This is a genomic window from Streptomyces pactum, from assembly GCF_016031615.1.
Classification (GTDB): domain Bacteria; phylum Actinomycetota; class Actinomycetes; order Streptomycetales; family Streptomycetaceae; genus Streptomyces; species Streptomyces pactus.
This window is the reverse complement of record NZ_JACYXC010000001.1, coordinates 7,022,897-7,044,511: the sequence shown is the minus strand read 5'-3', so window position 1 is coordinate 7,044,511 and position 21,615 is coordinate 7,022,897. Positions and strand designations below refer to the sequence as shown.

Genomic DNA, 21,615 nt, shown 5'->3' with positions numbered 1-21,615 from the left:
GAGCGTGGTGCGGGGGTGTTGGTGAGGAGGCGGCGGACCGGTCGGGGGACGCGGGGAGGTAGGTGCCGGTCCGGGCGGTGGCCCGGTCGGCGGAAGGGAGGAGCACGGCGTCGAAGGCGTGCGGGGCGAGGGCGTTCCAGGTGCACACCGCCCGGTACCCGCGTCCGGCCGCCCAGCGGTACAGCTCGTGCGGATCGACGGCGGCGGGGTGGTCCGCGGTGAGCAGCCGGCGGACCGTCTCGACGGGGGTGTGTGCCCGGGCGGCCTCCAGCGCGGCCCACTCCCCCACCAGCCGCCGGTTGGGGATGCCGGTGACGCGGACCGGCCCCGGGTGCTCTTCGGTGAGGCGGGCGAGCAGGGCGGCGGCGTGGTCCGGCCCGGCGGCGGTGGTCCCGTCTCCCGGCCAGGCGACGGTGGGGATGTCCCGCAGCGGGACCGGTTGTGCGGGAGTGGTGTGGAGGGTGGCGGTGTAGCGGTGGCGGGCGAGTTCGTGGTGGATCGCCCCGTGCTGGAGGCGGACGTCCACCCCGGTGACGCGGGGGTTGGTGCGGGCGTAGCCGTCGAAGAAGTCCGGGTGGACCAGGAGTTCCTCCTCGTTGAGCAGGGCCTGCTGGGTGGTGCGGTGCAGGGTGGCGGTGTCGGGCGCGGTGCGGCTGTGCACCGCGTTGAGGAGGGCGTGGTGGGTGGCGAGGTTGCGGATGTCGCCGAGGACGATCCGGCCGCCGGGGGCGAGCCGTTCGAGGGCCTGGTCGAGGACGTCGGTGAGGTAGCGACGGTGGGGGAAGTACTGGATGACGGAGTTGAGGACGACGGTGTCGAAGAAACCGGCGGGGATGCCGGTGAAGTCGTCGGCCGGCCGGCAGCGCACCTCGACATGCTCCCAGCCGTGTTCCCGGGCCCGGGCGGCCAGGTGGTCGGCGGAGACCGGGGACAGGTCGGTGGCCCAGTAGCTCTCCACCCGTGGGGCGATCGGCCCCAGCAGCAGCCCCGAGCCGGCACCGATCTCCAGCACCCGCCGCGGCCGGTGTTCCAGGACCGCCTCGACGGCCGCGGCCCGCCACTCCTCCATCTCCGCCAACGGGATCGGCTTCCCGGTGTAGGTGCTGTTCCAGCCGTGGAAGTCACCGGACGGGCTGTGCTGCGCCTCGCGGTAGACGGTGTCGTAGATGGAGCGCCACTCCCCGGGCGCGTCTCCGTCCGGTGCCCCCTCGCCCGCGGCGGGCACCACGTAGGCGGCCAGCCGGACGTCGTCGCTCCCCTCCGGGCGGTGGGGGACGACCACCGCGCGTGCCACGCCGGGGTGTTCGGCCAGGACGGTCTCGATCTCGCCGGGTTCGATGCGGTGGCCGCGGATCTTGACCTGGGAGTCGGTGCGGCCCAGGTACTCCAGCTGCCCGTCGGAGTTCCACCGGACCAGGTCCCCGGTGCGGTACATCCGGCCGCCCGGCGGACCGTACGGGTCGGCGACGAACCGTTCACCGGTCGGGGCCGGGCGGCCGAGGTAGCCGCGGGCCAGGCCGGCACCGGAGAGGTACAGCTCGCCCGGGGCGCCGGGGGGCGCGGGCCGGAGACGGTCGTCGAGGACGTGGAGGCGGGTGCCGGGCAGCGGGTGGCCGAGGGGTACGCGGCCGTCGGCGAGCGGGCGGCTCATGGCCACGGCCACGGTCGCCTCGGTGGGGCCGTAGGCGTTGACCAGACGCCGGCCCGTGGCCCAGGTGGCGGCGAGCGCGGGCGGGCACGCCTCCGCACCCACCAGGAGGCCGCGCAGGCCGGTCAGGGTCCGGTGGGCGTCCTCGGGGAGGGTGGCCAGGACCGACGGCGGGATCAGCGCGTGGGTGATGCGCTCCCCGGCGAGGAAGGCGGCCAGTTCCTCACCGGCCGGCCTCTGCTGCTCGGGGATCACCAGGGTGGCGCCGGCGCCGAACGCCAGCAGGTACTCCAGTACCGAGGCGTCGAAGCTGGTCGAGGCCAGCTGCGCCACCCGGCTACCGGCGTCCGCCGCCGTCCGTTCCACCAGCGTGGCCCCCAGCCCGGCGAGCCCGGCATGGGTGACCTGCACCCCCTTGGGGCGGCCCGTGGTGCCCGAGGTGTAGATCACGTACGCGGTGTGCCCGGGCCGTAGCGGGGCGCTCCGGTCGGCATCCGTGGGATCGGTCTCCGCGCACCCGTTCCACTCCGTGGCGACCTCGGCGGAGTCGACGGCGACCGGTCGGGCGGGCAGGTCGCCGGGCAGGGACGCCGCGGCGGCCCGGACGGTGAGGACGAGGGCGGGCCGGGCGTCGTGCAGGAGGTAGCGGATGCGCTCGGCCGGGTACTCCGGATCGACCGGCAGATACGCACCACCCGCCTTCATGATCCCCAGGCCGACCGCGACCTGCTCGGCGCCGCGCGGCATGACCACCGCCACCAGGTCCTCCGGGCCGATGCCCCGGCCGATGAGCCAGTGCGCCACCCGGTTGGCCCGGGCGTCGAGTTCGCGGTACGTCCAGCCGGTCCCGCCGCACACCAGTGCGGGTGCCTCGGGGGTCGCCGCCACCCGCGCCCGGATCAGCTCGGGCCAGGTCGCCGCCACCGGCCCCCGCGGCCCCTGGCCGAGGACGTCCAACCGCTTCCGCTCCCCCGCGTCGAGCAGGTCCACGGCGCCGATGCGCAGCGACGGGTCGGCGCACACCGCGCGCAGCAGCCGTGTCCAGCGGGCGACGAACGCCTCCACCGTCCCCCGGTCGTACAGGTCGGTCGAATACTCCACCGCCGCCGTCAGTCCGGCGGGCGCCCCGCGCTCGTGGAAGGACTCCAGGACACTGAGCAGCATGTCGTAGCGGGCGGTGCCGGTGGCGGTGAATTCCTGACGGACCTGGAGGCCGGGCAGTTCGAAGCGCGCCTCCGTGTTGTTCTGGAGGACCAGGGCGACCTGGAACAGCGGGTGGTGGGCGGTGGAGCGTTCGGGGTTGAGCTTGGCCACCAGGGTGTCGAAGGGCAGGTCCTGGTGGGAGTACGCGGCCAGGCTGGTCTCCCGCACCCGTCCCAGCAGCTCGCCGAACTCCGGATCCCCGGAGGTGTCGGTACGGAACACCAGCATGTTGACGAACAGGCCGACCAATCCGCCGAGCTTGTCGTCGGTGCGCCCGGCGACACCGCCGCCGACCGGGATGTCGGTCCCGGCACCCAGCCGGGTCAGCAGCGCAGCCAGCGCCGCCTGCAGCACCATGTACACGGTGGTCCCGGAACGGCGGGCGAGCCCGGTGACCGCCCGGTGCACCTCGGCGTCCAGCTCGAACACGGCGGTGTCACCGGCGAAGGAGAGGGCCTCCGGGCGCGGCCGGTCCCCGGGCACCGTGACGTGCTCGGGAACGCCCGTCAACTGCTGCGCCCAGTAGGCGTACTGCCGCGACAGCACACTGCCCGGATCGTCCGCGTCCCCCAGGACCTGCCGCTGCCACAGGCTGTAGTCCGCGTACTGCACCGGCAGCGGCTCCCGCTCCGGCGCCCGCCCCTCCCGGCGCGCCGCGTACGCGGCCATCAGATCGTCGGCGAGCGGCCGCAGCGACCAGCCGTCCCCGGCGATGTGGTGCAGCACCAGGACCAGCACCGAGGTCTGGGGGCCGGTGGTGAACAGCCATGCACCCAACGGAATGCTCGTCGTCAGGTCGAAGGAGTGACGGGCGGCCGCGGTCAGCAGCCCGGTGACCTCCTCGGGCGCCACGGATGTGGACACCAGCTCCACCCGGGCCTGTTCGGGCGTGAGAACGTGCTGGTACGGCTTGCCGCCGTCCTCGGGGAACACCGTCCGCAGCGCTTCGTGGCGCGCCACGACGTCGTCCAGCGCCGCCGCCAGCGCCCTCTCGTCGAGCGTGCCGGTCAGTCGCAGCACGAAGGGCATGTTGTAGGTGGGCGAGGGGCCTTCCAGCTGGTGCAGGAACCACAGCCGCTGCTGGGCTGAGGACAGCGGAACGCGGGCGGGCCGGGGCAGGGCGGTGAGCGGGGTACGGGACGATGCGTCGCCGAGGCGGGGGGCGAGCAGCGCGACGGTGGGCGCCTCGAAGAGCAGCCGCAGCGGCACCTCCGCCCCGAGGGCCGAGCGGACACGGGTGGTGAGCTTGGTGGCGAGCAGCGAGTGGCCGCCCAGGTCGAAGAAGTCGTCGTCGATGGTCACCGACGGCACATCCAGCACCTCCGCGAAGAGCGCGCACAGGATCTCCTCCCGCGGGGTGCGCGGCGGCCGGCCCCGGGCGGACGACGTGGCCGCGGGGGCGGGGAGCGCCCGGTGGTCGACCTTGCCGCTGGGGGTGAGCGGCACGCGGTCGATGGTGATGACCCAGGCGGGGACCATGTGGCCGGGCAGCCGGCGGCGCAGCGCCTCACGGACCCGTTCCGCGCTGAAACCGGTCTCCTCCCCGGGCACCGCGTAGGCGACCAGCCGTACGTCGTCGGAACCGGCCCGGTACGTGGTGACGACGGCCTGCGCGATGCCGGGCTGTTCGGCGAGCGCGGCTTCGATCTCGCCCGGTTCGACGCGGTGGCCGCGGATCTGCACCTGGCTGTCGGTGCGGCCCAGGTACTCCAGCTGCCCGTCGGAGTTCCACCGGACCAGGTCCCCGGTGCGGTACATCCGGCCGCCCGGCGGACCGTACGGGTCGGCGACGAACCGTTCGGCGGTCAGGACCGGCCGGCGCAGGTAGCCGCGGGCCAGGCCGGCACCGGAGAGGTACAGCTCCCCGGGGGCGTGCGGCGGCAGCAGCCGGAGGTTGCCGTCGAGGACGTACACGGCGGTGCCGGTGACGGGGGTGCCGATGGGTGCCCGTTCACCGGTCAGCGGCGGGCTGATGGTGGCGCAGACGGTGTTCTCGGTCGGGCCGTAGCCGTTGTGCAGGGAGCGGCCGGGTGCCCAGCGCGCGGCCAGGTGGGGCGGCAGGGCCTCGCCGGCGGTGATCAGCGACCGCAGACCGGTCAGCGCGGCCGGGTCGCCGGCGGAGAGGGTGGCCAGCACCGAGGGCGGCAGGGTGGCGTGGGTGATCCGCTCCTCGGCGAGCACCCGGGTCAGCTCCTGGCCGGCGAGCCGGTCCTGGTCGGGCACCACGAGCGTCGCGCCGGAGTGCAGGGCCGCGGTGAGTTCCCACACCGCGGCGTCGAAGCTGACGGAGGCGAACTGCAGGACCCGGGAGCCGGGTCCGAAGCCGAAGCGTCCGGTCTGCGTGGCGCGGAGTGCGGCGAGCCCGGCGTGGGTGACGGTCACGCCCTTGGGTCGGCCGGTGGTGCCCGAGGTGTAGATGGTGTAGGCGGTGTTCTCCGGCAGCAGCGGGACGGGGCGGTCGGCGTCGCCGGGATCGGTGGACCGGCACGTCCGCCACACCGCGCGGATGCCGGCGGTGTCGACGGCGACCAGCCGGGTGGGCAGGCCCTGCGGGAAGTCCGCCGCGGTGTCCTCGGTGGTGAGGGTGAGCGCGGGCCGGGCGTCGTCCAGGACGTACCGGATGCGTTCGGGCGGATAGCCGGGATCGACGGGCAGGAAGCCGGCGCCCGCCTTCAGGATGCCGAGGATGACCGCGATCTGTTCCGCGCCGCGCGGCATGGCCACGCCCACCAGGCGTTCCGGGGCGGCGCCCTCACCGATGAGCCAGTGCGCGATCCGGTTCGCCCGGGCGTTCAGATCCGCGTAGGTCCAGGTGGTCCCGCCGTGCACGAGCGCCGGGGCGGTCGGGGTCGCGGCCACCTGGGCCTGGAACAGCCGCGGCCAGGTCTCCCGGTCCGGTGCCGGGTCGCCGCGCCCGCAGCGGACCAGGAGCCGGTCGCGCTCCTGCGGGCCGAGGACGTCGACGGCGCCGATACGGACCGCGGGATCGGCGCACACCGCCCGCAGCAGCCGCTCCCACCGGGCGACGAACGCCGCCACGGTGGCCGGGTCGTACAGGTCGGTGGCGTACTCCACCGTGACGGTCATCCCGGCCGGCTCGCGCCGGTCCTCAAAGCTCTCGGTGACGCTGAGGAGCATGTCCTGCCGGGACGTCCCGGTCGGGGCCAGTTCGGCCCGGGCCCGCAGGCCCTCCGGTGCGAAGTGCCAGTCGTCGTTGTTCTGGAGGACCAGTGCCACCTGGAACAGCGGGTGGTGGGCGGTGGAACGCTCCGGGTTGAGCTTGGCCACCAAGGTGTCGAACGGCAGGTCCTGGTGGGTGTACGCGGCCAGGCTGGTCTCCCGCACCCTCCCCAGCAGCTCGCCGAACTCCGGATCCCCGGAGGTGTCGGTGCGGAACACCACCATGTTGACGAAGAGACCGACGAGCCGGTTGAGCCGGTCGTCGGTGCGGCCGGCGACACCGCCGCCGACCGGGATGTCGGTCCCGGCACCCAGCCGGGTCAGCAGCGCCGCCAGCGCCGCCTGGAGCACCATGTACACGGTGCTGCCGGTGCGGCGGGCGAGCCCGGTGACGGCCCGGTGCACCTCGGCGTCCAGCGGGAAGACGGCGGTGTCACCGGCGTGGGAAAGGGCTTCCGGGCGTGGCCGGTCCCCGGGCACCGTGACGTGCTCGGGAAGGCCCGCCAGTTGCTCGGCCCAGTAGGCGTACTGCCGCGACAGCACACTGTCCGGATCGTCCGCGTCCCCCAGGACCTGCCGCTGCCAGAGCGTGTAGTCCGCGTACTGCACCGGCAGCGGCTCCCACTCCGGGGCCCGCCCCTCCCGACGGGCCGCGTAGGCGGCCATCAGGTCCTGGGTGAGCGGGTTCACCGACCAGCCGTCGGCCGCGATGTGGTGCAGCACCAGGACCAGCACCGAGGTCTCGGGCCCGGTGATGAACAGCCGGGCGCGTACCGGGAGGTCGGTGGCGAGGTCGAAGGTGTGCCGTGCCTCCTCCTCCACGGCACCGGCCAGGTCGCCGGCGCCGATCCGGCGGACCGGCACCGTGAACGGCGTCCGCGCCGGGTCGGCGATCCGCTGGTACGGGCCCTCCTCACCCTCCGGGAAGGTGGTGCGCAGCGCCTCGTGCCGGGACACCACATCGCCCACCGCGGCGGCCAGGGCCTCCTGGTCCACCTCGCCGGTGAGGTGGAGGACGTAGGGCAGGTTGTACGTCGCCGAGGGCCCCTGGAGCTTGTGCAGGAACCACAGCCGCCGCTGGCCCGGGGACAGCGGCAGCCGGTCCGGCCGCGCGGCCGGCACCAGGTCCGGCCGCACCCGGGCGCTGTCGCCGGAGGCGGACAGGTACGCGCAGAGCCCGGCGACGGTCGGTGCCGTGAACAGGGCGCGCAGCGGGACCTCGGCGCCGAGGGCGGTGCGGATGCGGCTGGTGAGTTTGGTGGCGAGCAGGGAGTGGCCGCCCAGGTCGAAGAAGTCGTCGTCGATGGTCACCGACGACAGATCCAGCACCTCCGCGAAGAGGCCGCACAGGATCTCCTCCCGCGGGGTACGGGGGGCGCGGCCGGTGCCGGCGGTGGTCTGTTCCGGTGCCGGCAGTGCCCGGTGGTCGATCTTGCCGTTGGCGGTGAGCGGCACCTCCTCGATCACGGTGATGCTGGCCGGGACCATGTATCCCGGCAGCCGCCGCCGCAGGGCGTCCCGCACCTCGGCGGCGGAGAAGGCGTCGCGGTCACCCGGCACCACGTAGGCCACCAGCCGCGGGGAATCGTCGCCCTGCCGGTGGGTGGTCACCACCGCCCGCGCCACCTCGGGGAGTTCGGCCAGCACCGCCTCGACCTCACCCAGCTCGATGCGGTGCCCGCGGATCTTCACCTGGGAGTCCGATCGGCCCAGGTATTCCAGCTGCCCGTCGGAGTCCCAGCGGACCAGGTCCCCGGTGCGGTACATCCGGCCGCCCGGCGCACCGTACGGGTCGGCGACGAAGCGCTCGGCCGTCAGGGCGGGGCGGTCCAGATAACCCCGGGTGATGCCCGGGCCGTTGATGTACAGCTCGCCCGGGGCGCCCGGCGGCAGCAGTCCGAGCTGTTCGTCGAGGACGTACAGGCGGGTGTCGAGCAGCGGGTACCCGATGGGGACCCGGTGGTCGGTGAGGGGACGGCTGATGGTGGCGGCCACCGTGGTCTCGGTCGGACCGTAGAGGTTGGTCATGTGCCGGCCCGGAGCCCAGGTCGCCGCCAGCGCCGGCGGGCACGCCTCGGCACCGACGATCAGACCCCGCAGGCCGGTCAGCGTCCGGTACGCGTGGTCCGGAAGTGCGGCCAGGACCGACGGAGGGATGAAGGCGTGGGTGATGGCCTCCTCGGCGAGGAAGGCGGCCAGCTCCTCGCCGGCCAGACGCTGCCGGTCGGGGATCACCAGGGTGGCCCCGGCCGTGAGGGCGAGGAGGTACTCCAGCACCGAGGCGTCGAAACTCAGCGACGCCAGCTGCGCCACCCGGCTGCCCGCGTCCGCCGCCGACCGCTCCACCAGCGTCGCCCCCAGCCCCGCCAGCCCGGCATGGGTGACCTGCACCCCCTTCGGCCGACCCGTCGAACCCGAGGTGTAGATCACATAAGCCAGATGACGCGGCGACAGCGGACCACCGCGCCGGTCACCGTCACACGGATCGGTCTCAGGGCCCTCCTCCGTCACCTCGGCCGCATCACTCACCACCAGCCCGTCCGGCAGGTCACCGGGGAGGGCCGCTGCGCTGTCCGGGGTGGTGAGGACGAGGACCGGCCGGGCATCGTGCAGCAGGTAGTGAATGCGCTCGGCCGGGTACTCCGGATCGACCGGCAGATACGCCCCACCCGCCTTCATGATCCCCAAAATGACCGCCACCTGCTCCGCACCGCGCGGCATCACCACCGCCACCAGATCCTCCGCACCCGCACCCCGCTCGATGAGCCGGTGCGCCACCCGGTCCGCCCGGGCGTTCAGCTCCGCGTAGGTCCAGGTGGTGCCGCCGTGCACGAGCGCCGGGGCCGAGGGGGACGCCGCCGCCCTGGCCCGGAACAGCTCCGGCCAGGTCGCCGGGGACGGCCCCCGCGTGCCGCGGCCGAAGCCGTCCAGCAGCTGGTGGCGTTCGTCCTCGTGCAGGATCTCCGCGCCGCCGATGCGCACCGACGGATCGGCGCACGCCGCGCGCAGCAACCGCACCCACCGGGTGAAGAACGCCTCCACGGTGGCCGGGTCGTACAGGTCGGTCGCGTACTCCACCACCACCGACATGCCGGCCGGCGCGCCACTCGGGTCGTGGCGGGACTCGGTGACGCTGAGCAGCAGGTCGTAGCGGGCGGTGCCGGTCGGGGCCAGGTCCGCGCTGACCCGCAGGCCCTCCAGTTCGAAGCGCCACGCGTCGTTGTTCTGGAGGACCAGGGCCACCTGGAACAGCGGGTGGTGGGCGGTGGAGCGCTCGGGGTTGAGCTTGGCCACCAGGGTGTCGAAGGGCAGGTCCTGGTGGGAGTACGCGGCCAGGCTGGTCTCCCGCACCCGTCCCAGCAGCTCGCCGAAGGACGGATTCCCCGAGGTGTCGGTGCGGAAGACCACCATGTTGACGAAGAAGCCGACCAGGTCGGAGAGCCGGTCGTCGGTGCGGCCGGCGACCGCGCCGCCGACCGGGATGTCGGTCCCGGCGCCCAGCCGGGTCAGCAGTCCCGCGAGCGCCGCCTGGAGCACCATGTACACGGTGCTGCCCGTGCGGCGGGCGAGTTCCGTGACGGCCCGGTGCAGGCCGGGGTCGACGTCGAACACCGTGGAGCCGCCCTCGCGGGAGGCGACCGCCGGCCGCGGCCGGTCGCCGGGGGCGGTGACCTGCTCGGGCAGCGCGGCCAGTTGCGCCGCCCAGTAGGCGTACTGCTCGGCCAGCACGCCGCCGGTGCCGTCGGGGTCGCCGAGGAGTTCCCGCTGCCACAGGGTGTAGTCCGCGTACTGCACCGGCAGCGGCTGCCACTCCGGCGCCCGCCCCTCCCGGCGCGCCGCGTAGGCGGACACCAGGTCCTCGGCGAGCGGGCGCAGCGACCAGCCGTCCGCGGCGATGTGGTGCAGCACCAGGACGAGGACCGACGCCCGGGGACCGGTGGTGAACAACCGGGCGTGCACCGGGATGTCGGCGGCCAGGTCGAAGGCGTACCGCGCCGTCTCCTCGACCGCGGCCGGCAGTTCGTCGGCGCCGATCCGGCGGACCGGCACCGCGCACCGTACCTGCGCGGGGTCGGCGATCCGCTGGTACGGGCCCTCCTCGCCCTCCGGGAAGGTGGTGCGCAGCGCCTCGTGCCGGGCCACCACGTCGTTCAGCGCCGCTTCCAGCGCCCTCGTGTCCACCTCCCCGGCGAGGTGGAGGACGTACGGCAGGTTGTACATCGCCGACGGCCCTTCCATGCGGTGCAGGAACCACAGGCGCCGCTGGGCCGGTGAGAGCGGCAGGCGTGCCGGCCGTTCGGCGGGGGTGAGGGCCGGCCGGCCGGGCGGATCGGTGAGCAGCGGGGCCAGCGCGGCGACCGTGGGGGCGTCGAAGATCAGCCTCAGCGGTGCCTCCGCCCCGACGGCGGTGCGGATGCGGCTGGTGAGTTTGGTGGCGAGCAGCGAGTGGCCGCCCAGGTCGAAGAAGTCGTCGTCGATGGTCACCGACGGCACGCCGAGCACGTCGGCGAAGAGGCCGCACAGGATTTCCTCCTGGGCGGTGCGGGGGGCGCGGCCGGTGCCGGTGGTGGTCTGTTCCGGTGCCGGCAGCGCCCGGTGGTCGATCTTGCCGTTGGCGGTGAGCGGCACCTCCTCGATCACGGTGATGCTGGCCGGGACCATGTATCCCGGCAGCCGCCGCCGCAGGGCGTCCCGCACCTCGGCGGCGGAGAACGCCCCCGGGTCGGCGGGCACCACGTAGGCCACCAGCCGCGGGGAATCGTCGCCCTGCCGGTGGGTGGTCACCACCGCCCGCGCCACCTCGGGGAGTTCGGCCAGCACCGCCTCGATCTCACCCAGCTCGATGCGGTGCCCGCGGATCTTCACCTGGGAGTCGGTCCGGCCCAGGTATTCCAGCTGCCCGTCGGGATTCCAGCGGGCCAGGTCCCCGGTGCGGTACATCCGGCTGCCCGGCGGGCCGTAGGGGTCGGCGACGAACCGTTCGGCGGTCAGTCCCCGCCGGCCCAGGTAACCACGGGTGATGCCGGGGCCGTTGATGTACAGCTCTCCCGCGGTGCCGGGCGCGGCGAGCCGGAGCCGTTCGTCGAGGACGTAGAGGCGGGTGTCGAGCAGCGGGTACCCGATGGGGACCCGCTGGTCGGTGAGGGGACGGCTGATGGTGGCCGCCACCGTGGTCTCGGTCGGACCGTAGAGGTTGGTCATGTGCCGGCCCGGAGCCCAGGTCGCGGCGAGGGCCGGCGGGCACGCCTCCGCACCGACGATCAGACCCCGCAGGCCGGTCAGCGTCCGGTGCGCGCCCTCGGGCAGCGTGGCGAGGACCGACGGCGGGATGAAGGCGTGGGTGATGCCCTCCTCGGCGAGGAAGGCGGCCAGCTCCTCACCGGCCAGACGCTGCCGGTCGGGGATCACCAGGGTGGCCCCGGCCGTGAGGGCGAGGAGGTACTCCAGCACCGAGGCGTCGAAACTCAGCGACGCCAGCTGCGCCACCCGGCTGCTGGCATCCGCCGCCGACCGCTCCACCAGCGTGGCACCCAGCCCCGCCAGCCCGGCATGGGTGACCTGCACCCCCTTCGGCCGACCCGTCGAACCCGAGGTGTAGATCACATAGGCCAGCTGACGAGGTGTCAGCGGACCACCACGCCGGTCACCGTCGGTCGGATCGGTCTCCGAGCCCCCCTTAGTCACCTCGGCAACATCACTCACCACCAGCCCGCCGGGCAGATCACCGGGGAGCGCCGCCGCACCGTCCGGGGTGGTGAGGACGAGGACCGGCCGGGCATCGTGCAGCAGGTAATGAATGCGCTCGGCCGGATACTCCGGATCGACCGGCAGATACGCCCCACCCGCCTTCATGATCCCCAAAATGACCGCCACCTGCTCCGCACCGCGCGGCATCACCACCGCCACCAGATCCTCCGCGCCCACACCCCGCTCGACGAGCCGGTGCGCCACCCGGTCCGCCCGGGCGTTCAGCTCCGCGTAGGTCCAGGCGTGCCGACCGTCCGTCACCGCGAGACGGTCCCGGGCTCCGCTCACCTGCCGCTCGAAGAGGGCGGGCCAGGTGGCTTCCGCCACGGCCTTCCCCGGCTGCCGGCCGTGCGACGGCATCTTCCGCTCCTCCGTCGCCGGGGCGGTACTCCGCCGACCGCGCGGAGCATCACCGGACCATTCATCGGCGGGAAATTCACCAACGGACGTCATGAAAACTCCTGACAGAAAGGGCAGGGACGTGCGGATCGATCGAGGAATGCGGAACCATGCCGCCACATGTACGGCCGGCGCGCCGGCCGGTGGCATTCCGAACGCGGGCGGACCGGGGCCACCGATGAAGAAGTGCAGAAATGTTCGCCTGTGGTTCCGGTCATGTGACCGGTCCCGGAAAGGGTGTCACCATGGTCGCCACATTCGGGCATGGCGGTCAACCGCGTCCCGGCGGCAGGGTTATCGGGGTTGCAGGGCGCCGACGGGTCATTTTCCGGCGGGCTCTTCAGGAATGACATTCTGTCTGCTTCGCCGATGGCCCTATCCGCCAGCCCCGTGAACAGGGACGCCGACGATTCCTCCGCACCGGTCGGCGATCACAGAACCGCTGTGCACTGCCGCGCCCGGAGAAGTGTCCCCCGGTTCTGCGGTGACGGTCCACCCTCTTTCGAGCGGCCTTTGATCATCAGTGCCTTTCCTGGTCCACCGCATGACCAGGCCCGCACCACCGGCCGGTCCATTTCCCTCCGGATTACCTGATCTGCACTCGATCCACGCCGGGACCGGAGGCGGCGGTGATACCTTTCTGCATCATTTCCTGCCGAACTCCAGGAGAATTCCGCCCCCTCCTGGAGGGAAGCGTCTACGGGTACACCGAGCGCTTCTCAGCCGGTGTTCAGCCGTGGCCGGGGCCCGCCGCGAGTGAGTCGCGCGAGACGGGCGGCATAGTTCTCGGAAACCGCCTTCTCGACGATATCCACGACCACCGCCTCCTTCCGGAGAAACGCTCGGGATCGTCCTTTCGACGCGACGGGGAAGCCGGCACCGAGAAGGTGACCGGCCACCGGGCCCGGGCACCGGCCTGCCGGACGTGACGCCGCACGGCCGGGGTCCGGTGACGCCCGCGGGCCGCCTGCCGCGGCCATCCGGATGCCGAGCGGTCCGGCAGCCCCTGTTCTCCGGCGCCGCCGTGCGCACATCCATCGACCCGCCAAGGAGAGAAGACCATGCGACCGGTCCCAACCGGCCTCTTCGCCACCTCGGCCCCGCTCGTCGACACCGCCGCCCTTGCCGACCTCGACGACGCCGAGAGCCGCGCCCACCACCACCTCTACGAGCACCTCATCGGCCTGTGGGCGCCGGGTCTGATCGAGGCGTGCCACGACCTGGGCATCTTCACCGCGCTGCGCCGAGGTCCCGCCTCCGCCACCGATGTCGCCGATGCCGTCGGGGCGGACCCGCGCGCCGTGCGCGTGCTGCTCGACGGCCTCCAGGCGTACGGCATCGTCCGGCGCGCGGAGTCCGGCGACCCCCACCCGGTCTACCTGCTCCCCGCCGAACTCCACCAGGCCTTCTCATCCGACGGCCTCTACAGCCTCGCCGGGAAGATCAGCCACGACCGGGGCATCGCGTGGGACGCGTGGCGCCGTCTCGCGGACCGGGCGCGGACCGATACCCGGAGCGACGGCGCACCGCCCCGCCCCAACCAGATCTCCGAGGACGACTACACCGCCCTGGTCCGCGGCATCAACTTCTGGGCGCCCCCGATCGTCCACCGCCTCGCCGGTGCGCTGCGCGAGTCCGGATGGGCCGCCCGGACCGCGCCCACACTTCTCGACGTCGGGTGCGGAACGGGCATCTACAGCCATCTGCTGCTGCGGGAGTTCCCGGAACTCACCGCGCACGGCCTGGACGCGGAACGCATCATTCCCATCGCCGAGCGGCAGGCCGCCCGGCTCGGTCTCGCCCCCTCCCGGTTCCGCGGGCGGACCGGCGATTTCTGGAACGACGACTGGGGCAGTGGCTACGACCTCGTGCTGTTCGTCAACATCTTCCACCTGCAGACGCCCGAGCTGGCCTGTGCCCTGCTCGCCAAGGCCGCGGGGAGTCTCGCGGCGGACGGGGTGATCGCGATCGCCGACCACATCGTCGACGACGCCGAGCCCGACTCCCCGCAGAACAGGTTCTCCCGGCTGTTCGCCGTCTCGATGCTCGCCACCGGCGGCGGTGACGCCTTCACCGTCCAGGAGTACGACCGGTGGCTCGCCTCGGCGCGGTTGCGCCGATTCCGGCTGGTGAACACGCCCATGCACCGGGTGCTGCTGGCCCGCCGCGCCGCCGGCCCCGCGGCGGCCTGAGGCGAGGGGGCCGGCCAGGGCGGCGCCCGGGCCGGCCCCCGCCGCTCACACCCCTTCGACGGGCGGCAGGCCGAACCGCGCCTCCACGGCCCTGAAGATGATGTCCCAGGACGTGCACTCGATGTTGGTGTGCACGGTGATCGTCTGCTCACCGTCGGCGGTGCCGACGACGAACAGGTGGGACCCGTGCACGCTGCCGGCCATGCCGCGCAGCGGCAGCCCGCCGGTCACCGCCTCGTCCAGCCCGAAGACGCCGAGGCCGTACGCCGAGTGGGGCAGCCAGTTCCCGCCCTCGGTGGGGACCATGGTCCACATCGCGCGGTGCTGGGCCGGCGGCAGCAGGCCACCGGTGGTGAGCGCCTGGAACGCCCGGGTGATCTCGGCGGTGGTGGACACCACGTTGCCGGCCGCCCAGACCCACGAGGTGTTGAACTCGGTGGTGTCCAGCAGCGGCAGTCCGGGGTCCTCCAGCATCGACGGCCAGTTCTCCGAGGTGACGTCGGTGGGGTCGGCCCCCTCCTTCAGGAACAGCCCCGTGTACGCCCGGGGGTGCGGCTCCGGGTATCCGGTGTCCTCGGCGGGGCGCACATAGGTGTTCCGCAGGCCGAGGGGCTCGATGACGGTGCGCTCGACCTCCTCCTCGTAGCTGCTGCCGGTGACCTCCTCGATGATCAGGCCGGCCAGGTGGTAACCGCCGTTGGAGTAGGTGAAGGCGGTGCCCGGCTCGTGCACCGGGGGCTGGGAGACGGCCAGCTCCAGCAGTTCGTCCGTGGTCCAGGCGGCGAGGCGGTGGGTGTCGAAGGCGGAGCGGGTGGCGTAGCGGCGCGCCAGCTCCGGCGCGAGCCCGGTGGGGAACAGACCGCCGGTGTTGCCGAGCAGATGCCTGATGGTGATCCTGTTGCCGTCGTAGCCGTTGACGTTCAGCGCGCCGGGCAGCCACTTCTCCACCGGGTCGTCGATGCTCAGCCTCCCGTCCGCCTCCAGCCGCAGCAGCGCGGCCGCCGTGAACGCCTTGCCGGCGCTGCCCACGTGCAGGTATTCGCCCTCCTGGCGGGGTCGGCCGGTGGCGATGTCGGCCACCCCCGCGGAGCCGAACCACCTTCCGTCGTCGTCGTGGACCTCGGCGACGATGCCGGGTACGCCCATCTCCGCCACGGCCCGTTCGAGCATCTCCTGGACCCTCTCGCGCCCGGTGCTCACGGAGTTCGTCATGTCGTTCCCCTTCCGGCGGGCGCGGCCGGGTCCCACGCCGGGACCGGCCCTCCGCCCGCTGCTCGGTACGCGCACCACGGTGCCGACCGGTGATGACGGCGCTCTGACCGCGCGCTGACGCGGCGGGCCGGGCCGTCGGCCGTGGCCGTCATCAGGTCTCGTCAGTCCGTAAGAGGCCGTCGTCAGGGCCTGTCGACAGGGCCTGTCGTCGGAGGCCGTCGTCAGGGGGCCGACGGCGGAGGCGTCGTCAGAGCCCGTCTGCCGCCGTCCGCAGCCGGTCCAGCGCCGCCTGCCGCGGCATGGCGGCGCCGAGGCCGTACGCCGTGGCGTACTCCTCCGGGCCGAGCCGCCGCGCGAGGTGGGCGGCGAGTTCCCGCAGCTCCGGGTCGCCGCGGTCGAAGGCGCCGCGGACGGCCCGGCTCATGCCGAGCGCGGTGGCGGCGCCGGCCGGGTCCCCCTCCGCCGCGAGCACCCCGGCCAGGTGCTGGGCGGCCGGAGCGACGTTCCGGTGGGCGAAGGCGGCCCGTACCGCCCGGGGCAGCAGCCGGCGTGCTCCCGCGGCGTCCCCCGCCGCCAGGCGGTTCGCCACCCGGGCCGGGGCGGCGAGGTGCGCCACCGCCTCGTCGGGCCAGGCGGTGTCGCGGCCGAGTGCCTCCATCACGCCCAGCAGCCGGTCGGCCCGCTCCGGCTCCCCGGCGCGGCGGTGCCAGTCGGCCCGGCAGACCAGCGCCCCCATGCTCAGCAGGTCGTCGCCGCGGTCCCGGGCCTCCCGCTCGGCCCGGTCGAGGTCGCGCCACGCACCCGCCGGATCCCCTCCGCGCAGGCGCTCGGCGGCGAGCCCGAGACGCATGCCGGGCTGGTCCGGGCAGAGCGCGAGCCCGCGCCGGTGGGCGGCGACCGCCGCGTGGTGGTCGCCCCGGACGGAGTGGTACCGCGCCACGCCCCCGAGCGCCATCGCGGTGCACACCCGGTCGCCCGCGGCCTCGAAGCCGCGCAGGGCCGCGGCCGCCGCGCTCCCGAAGCCCTCCCAGTCGCCCCGGTCGTGGCGCATGAAGGCCTCCACCAGGAACGTGCAGGCGACGGCCCACCGGTCCGGGCGCCCGCGCACCTGGCGTATCAGGCGTTCGACCAGGTCGTCCAGGCCGGCGAGCCACCCCGCCGGGAGCGTCGTCAGCAGCAGGGCCGGGGAGCGTTCCAGCGCCCCGGTGCGCGCGCAGTCCTCGATCACGGCACGCACCCGGCCGGCGTCGAGGTCCGGTCCGGCGGCGGGCAGGTGGAGCGCGGCGAAGGCGGCCCGGGTGTCCGGGGGCAGCAGCTCGCCCAGTTCGCACGCCGCGGCCACCAGGGCGTCGGCCCGCGGGTCGTGGCGCGACGTGGTCCAGTACCAGGACAGCGGTCCCAGGAGCCCGGCCACGGCGTCCGCGTCCCGTCCCTCGACGGCCGCCCGGAGCGCGCACACCAGGTTGTCGTACTCGGCTTCGAAGAGTGCGAACGACTCCTGCTGCCGGGCGGAGCGCAAGCGCGGCTCGTGCTCCCGCGCCAGACCGGCGAAGTGCCGGACGAGGCGGTCGCGGACCGCTTCCCGCTCCCCCGCACGGAGCAGTCGCTCCGCCGCGAAGGCCCGGATGGTCTCCAGCATCCGGTAGCCGTCCCCGGCACGCTCCACGAGGGACTTGTCCACCAGCGAACCGAGCACGGGGAGGACGTCCTCGGCGGGCAGCGACGCGTCCGCGCAGACGGCCTCGACGGACTCGGCCCCGGCCGGGGCGGGGAAGACGGCCATCCGCCGGGCCAGGGTCCGCTCCGGCCCGGTCAGCAGCTCCCAGCTCCACTCGATCACCGCGTGCAGGGTCCGCTGGCGCGGCTGTGCCGACCGGTTCCCCGTGGACAGCAGCCGGAACCGGTCGTCCAGCCGCCGTGCGATCTGCTCGGCGCCCATCGAGCCGAGCCGGGCCGCGGCCAGTTCCAGGGCGAGCGGCAGACCGTCCAGCCTCCGCACGACCTCGCCGACCGCCGCCATGGCGGATGCGTCGGGGGTGAAGCCGGGCCGTGCGGCCCGCGCCCGGCCGAGGAACAGCCGCACGGCGGGCGACGCCGCGGTCTCCGCGCGGTCCGCGCCCGGGCGGGGGAGGGCGAGCGGGCCGATGCGGCAGAGCACCTCGCCGATGATCTGGAGCGGTTCCCGGGCGGTGGCCAGCACGGTCAGGCGCGGGCGTCGTTCGAGCAGGCGCCGGGTGAACTCGGCCACCGCCTCGACGACGTGCTCACAGTTGTCCAGCACGAGCAGCGCCTCGCCCGCCCCCAGCAGATCGGCCACCCGCTCCAGCGGGTCGGTGCGGCCGTCGGCGGGCGGCGGGGCCGCGTGCGGGGCGCCGAGTCTGCCCAGCACCGCGTCCGGCACGTCCTCGGGGCGGTGTGCCGCGGCCAGCGGCACGAGCCACAGCCGGCCCTCCCGGTGGGTGCGGTGCCTGGACGCCGCCTCCACGGCCAGCCGGGTCTTGCCCACCCCGCCGGGGCCGACGACCGTGACCAGCCGGGCCGACCCCAGCATCCGGTCGAGCGCGGCCATCTCGCCGTCCCGGCCGATGAACGAGGTCAGCCGCGCCGGCAGGCGCCCGGGGGCCGGACCCGGGCGTACGGTCGGCGGCCTCTGCCCGCCGCGCAGCACGGCGAGGTGCGCCTCCCGGAGCTCGGCGGACGGATCGACACCCAGCTCGTCGGCGAGCCGGCGGCGCACCTCCTCGAACACGGCCAGCGCGTCGGCCTGCCGGCCCGCCGCGTGCAGGGCTCTGATCCGCAGCGCGGCCGCCCGTTCCCGCAGCGGATGGTCCGCCGAGGCCGCCTCCAGATCGGCCAGGGCCCTGGAGTGGTCGCCGGTGCGCAGCAGCGCCTCGCAGCGGTCCTCGAACGCCGCGGTCCGCAGCTCCTCCAGCCGGGTCGCCGCGGGCCCGGCGAACGGCGCCTGCCGGATGTCGGCCAGCGCGGGCCCCCGCCACAGCGCGAGCGCCTCGTCGAGCAGGGCGGCCGCCTCCTGTGCCGTCCCCGCGGCGAGCTGTCGCCGGCCCCGGGCCGCCAGCGCCTCGAAGCGCACGGCGTCCACGTGATCCTCGGGCACCGCCAGCCGGTAGCCCGCTCCTTCCGACTCCAGCAGGCCGCCGGCCGGCAGCGCCCGGCGGAGCCGGTACACCAGCGCGTGCAGCGAGTTGAGCGCGTTGGCGGGAGGCTGCGCGCCCCACAGGCCGTCGATGAGCGCGGCGGATGACACGACCCGGCCGGCCGCCAGCGCCATCCGGCCCAGCAGCATCCGCGCCCGCGGCCCCCCGGCGGCGACCCGCGTCCCGTCCTCGGCGAAGGCCTGGACCGGCCCGAGCACCGCTATGCGCATCCCCACCCGGCCAGTATCGCCTCCCCTCCGCGCCCGTGAACGCCGCGCCCATCCCTCGCCGTTGGAGACCCGGCACGGTCGCCACGCCCGGTGCTCCCGCCGCCTGCGTACCTCCCGCCGCTCGGGAGCACCGGGCTGCCGGCGGGTGCGGCGCACGGACGGCGGGCGTGGTGCGCGGACGGCGGGTGCGTGCGCGGCGGATGCGGTGCGGTGGGCGCGGTGCGGTGCGCGGCGGGCGCGGTACGCGGTGGACGGCGGTGCGGTGCGCGGACGGCGGGCCGGCCCGTGGAGCCCGCGGCGCCGGCACACCGTCGCGCCGCGTCCCGGCCGCGGTGCCGCGGTGCGGTTGCCCGGCCGCAGTGCCGCAGTGCGGTGCCCGGCCGCAGTGCCGCGGGGAGGGCGCCGTCGGCGGCCCCGCGCCGGGGGGTGCGCCGTTCGCGGTCGCGCGGGTGCATCGGGTGCGGGTCCTCGTGGCCGTGCCGGATGCCGGGTGCGGTCTTCCGCGTCTGCCCGGGGCACCGGATGCCGGCTCCGCGACCGTGCGCGTGGCGCCGGGCGGCTGCCCGCGGTTGGCGAGGTGAGCGGTGCGCCCAACGGCCACCCGCCACCGGCCACCCGCCACCGGCCACCGGCCGCCGGCCACCCGCCACCGGCCACCGGGGGAACGGGACGGCCCCACCGGGCCCCGATCTGCCGTCACTGCCCCGCCGCCGGCCGGCGGCGGGGCAGTGACGGCGGGCGCCGGCAGCGGGGTTGACCACTCCGAGCAGGTGGGTAGGGTCACCACCATTGCGGCCACGGACGTGGGCCGGCTTCATCCGAGCGAGGACCTGGTGCTCCATCTCTTCGGCACTCCGCGGGAGTTACGCTTCCGCCGCGTCCCCCGCGAGCCGGCGTCCGGTGCCGTGGGCGCGCCGGTGCTTACCGGCACCCGCCGCCCGGGCGGAACCCGCCGCGTCCCCGCCGGAGTCCGCGGGCTCCACCTCATCCCGTTCCCCGGCCCCGGCCCGGACCCCGGCACCGTCGCCCGAGGAGCGCGTCGGGAGCAGGGGTCGTCGGGCCGTCCCCCGCCGCAGCCCGCCTCCGCCCCTGACCGGTCCCGGCCCGGACGCTCACCACCGCCGCGGTCGAGCCCCTGCCGGAGCGGCCGTCCGCCCTCCGTCTCCCCCCGCCCCGGGGTGCCGGGCGCCACGTCCCCCGGCGCCTTTCTCGCCGCCCCCCGGCCGCCTCTTCGCGCCTTCTCACCCCACCCCGGCGCCTCTGCGGCGCATTCCTCAGCGGCCGGCTTCCTCACCGGCCCGGCCGCCTCTGCGTACCCGTCCCGCCGATCCGACCCCCGGAAGGTGACACATGACCACCACGACCACCACCCTGCCCGCCGGCTGCCCGCACCGTCTCGACGGCACCGGATCCGACGTCCACGGCGAAGCCGCCGCGCTGCGCGCCCAGGGGCCCGCCGCCCGGGTGCTGCTGCCCGGTGACATCCCCGCCTGGTCCGTCACCGACCCGAACCTCATACGGCGGCTGCTGACCCATCCGGGCATCTCCAAGGACGCCCACCGGCACTGGCCGGCCTTCATCGAGGGACGGCTCCCGGCCGACTGGCCACTGCGGATCTGGGTGGACGTCCGCAACGCGCTGTCCGCCTACGGCGATGAGCACCGCCGGCTGCGCCGGCCGCTGGCCACCGCGTTCACCACCCGCCGGGTCCGGGCCCTGGTACCCCATGTCCAGGCCATCACCGACGCCCTCCTGGACGACCTCGGGACCGCCGGCCCCGAGGAGACGGTGGACCTGCGCGCCCGGTTCGCCTGGCGCCTGCCGCTGCTCGTCGTCAACGCGGTCCTCGGTGTCCCCGAGCACCTCCACGACGGCTTCCGCGACGCCATCGGCCTCCTGTTCGCCACCGATCTCGCGCCCGAGGAGGCCGCCGCGGCCCCGGTCGCGGTGTACGAGCTCATCGACGAGCTGATCGCCCACAAGAAGGACCACCCCGGGGACGACGTCACCTCGGCACTCATCGCGGCCGCCGAGGACGCCGACGGCCGGCTGACCACGGGCGAGCTCCGGGACAGCCTCATGCTCCTCATCGGTGCCGGGCACGAGACGACGGTCAACCTGCTCGACAACGCCGTCGTGGAGCTGCTCCGTAACCCCGACCAGCTGGCCCTCGCCCTGTCCGGCGAGGTCGGCTGGGAGAAGGTCGTCGAGGAGGCCCTGCGCCACCAGGCCCCCGTCGCCTCGATCCTGCTCCGCTTCGCCGTTCACGACCTCACCGACGAGCCCACCGGGATCCGCTTCGCCCAGGGCGACGCCATCGTCATCAACTTCGCCGCAGCCGGGCGCGACCCGCACGTCCACGGCCCCGGCGCCGACCGGTTCGACGTCACCCGCGACGACCACAGCCATCTCTCCTTCGGCCACGGCCCGCACCTGTGCCTGGGGGCGGAACTCGCGCGCATCGAGGCGCGTATCGCCCTGCCCGCTCTCTTCGCCCGGTTCCCCGGCCTGCGGCTGGCCGACACCCCGCTGCAGCCCCTGGCCAGCTTCATCTCCAACGGCCATCAGCGCGTGCCGGTACGGCTGGGCCGCACGGCCGGCTGACCGCCGGGCGCGGACCCGGGGGCCGGCCCGCTCCGCCGGCGGCG

General features: G+C 74.7%; 4 protein-coding genes and 1 pseudogene. 2 read left to right on the top strand and 3 right to left on the bottom strand.

What is annotated here, in order from left to right:
• Nucleotides 1-703: 703 nt before the first annotated feature.
• Nucleotides 704-12,139 (bottom strand): annotated as a pseudogene (locus tag IHE55_RS31860) (amino acid adenylation domain-containing protein); the annotation flags it as partial.
• Nucleotides 12,140-13,239: 1,100 nt separating this feature from the next.
• Between IHE55_RS31860 and IHE55_RS27785 the strand changes: the two are divergent.
• The gene (locus tag IHE55_RS27785; protein WP_197991550.1) at nt 13,240-14,370 is read left to right on the top strand and encodes a methyltransferase family protein; all 1,131 of its coding nucleotides are present in this window, start codon (nt 13,240-13,242) and stop codon (nt 14,368-14,370) included.
• A gap of 45 nt (nt 14,371-14,415) precedes the next feature.
• Here the strand turns inward: IHE55_RS27785 and IHE55_RS27780 are convergent, their stop codons facing one another.
• Both IHE55_RS27780 and IHE55_RS27775 read right to left on the bottom strand, forming a co-directional pair.
• Complete coding sequence (locus IHE55_RS27780; protein ID WP_197991549.1) at nt 14,416-15,582, bottom strand: serine hydrolase domain-containing protein; 1,167 nt, start codon at nt 15,580-15,582, stop codon at nt 14,416-14,418.
• Between the two features lie 247 nt (nt 15,583-15,829).
• On the bottom strand, nt 15,830-18,967 hold the full coding sequence (locus tag IHE55_RS27775; RefSeq protein ID WP_232266928.1) for an AfsR/SARP family transcriptional regulator: 3,138 nt from the start codon (nt 18,965-18,967) through the stop codon (nt 15,830-15,832).
• Nucleotides 18,968-20,317: 1,350 nt separating this feature from the next.
• On the opposite strand from IHE55_RS27775, the gene IHE55_RS27770 reads away from it, so the two are divergent.
• A complete protein-coding gene (locus IHE55_RS27770; RefSeq protein ID WP_197991547.1) occupies nt 20,318-21,571 on the top strand; it encodes a cytochrome P450 family protein in 1,254 nt (417 codons plus the stop codon).
• The last annotated feature ends 44 nt before the right edge of the window (nt 21,572-21,615 follow it).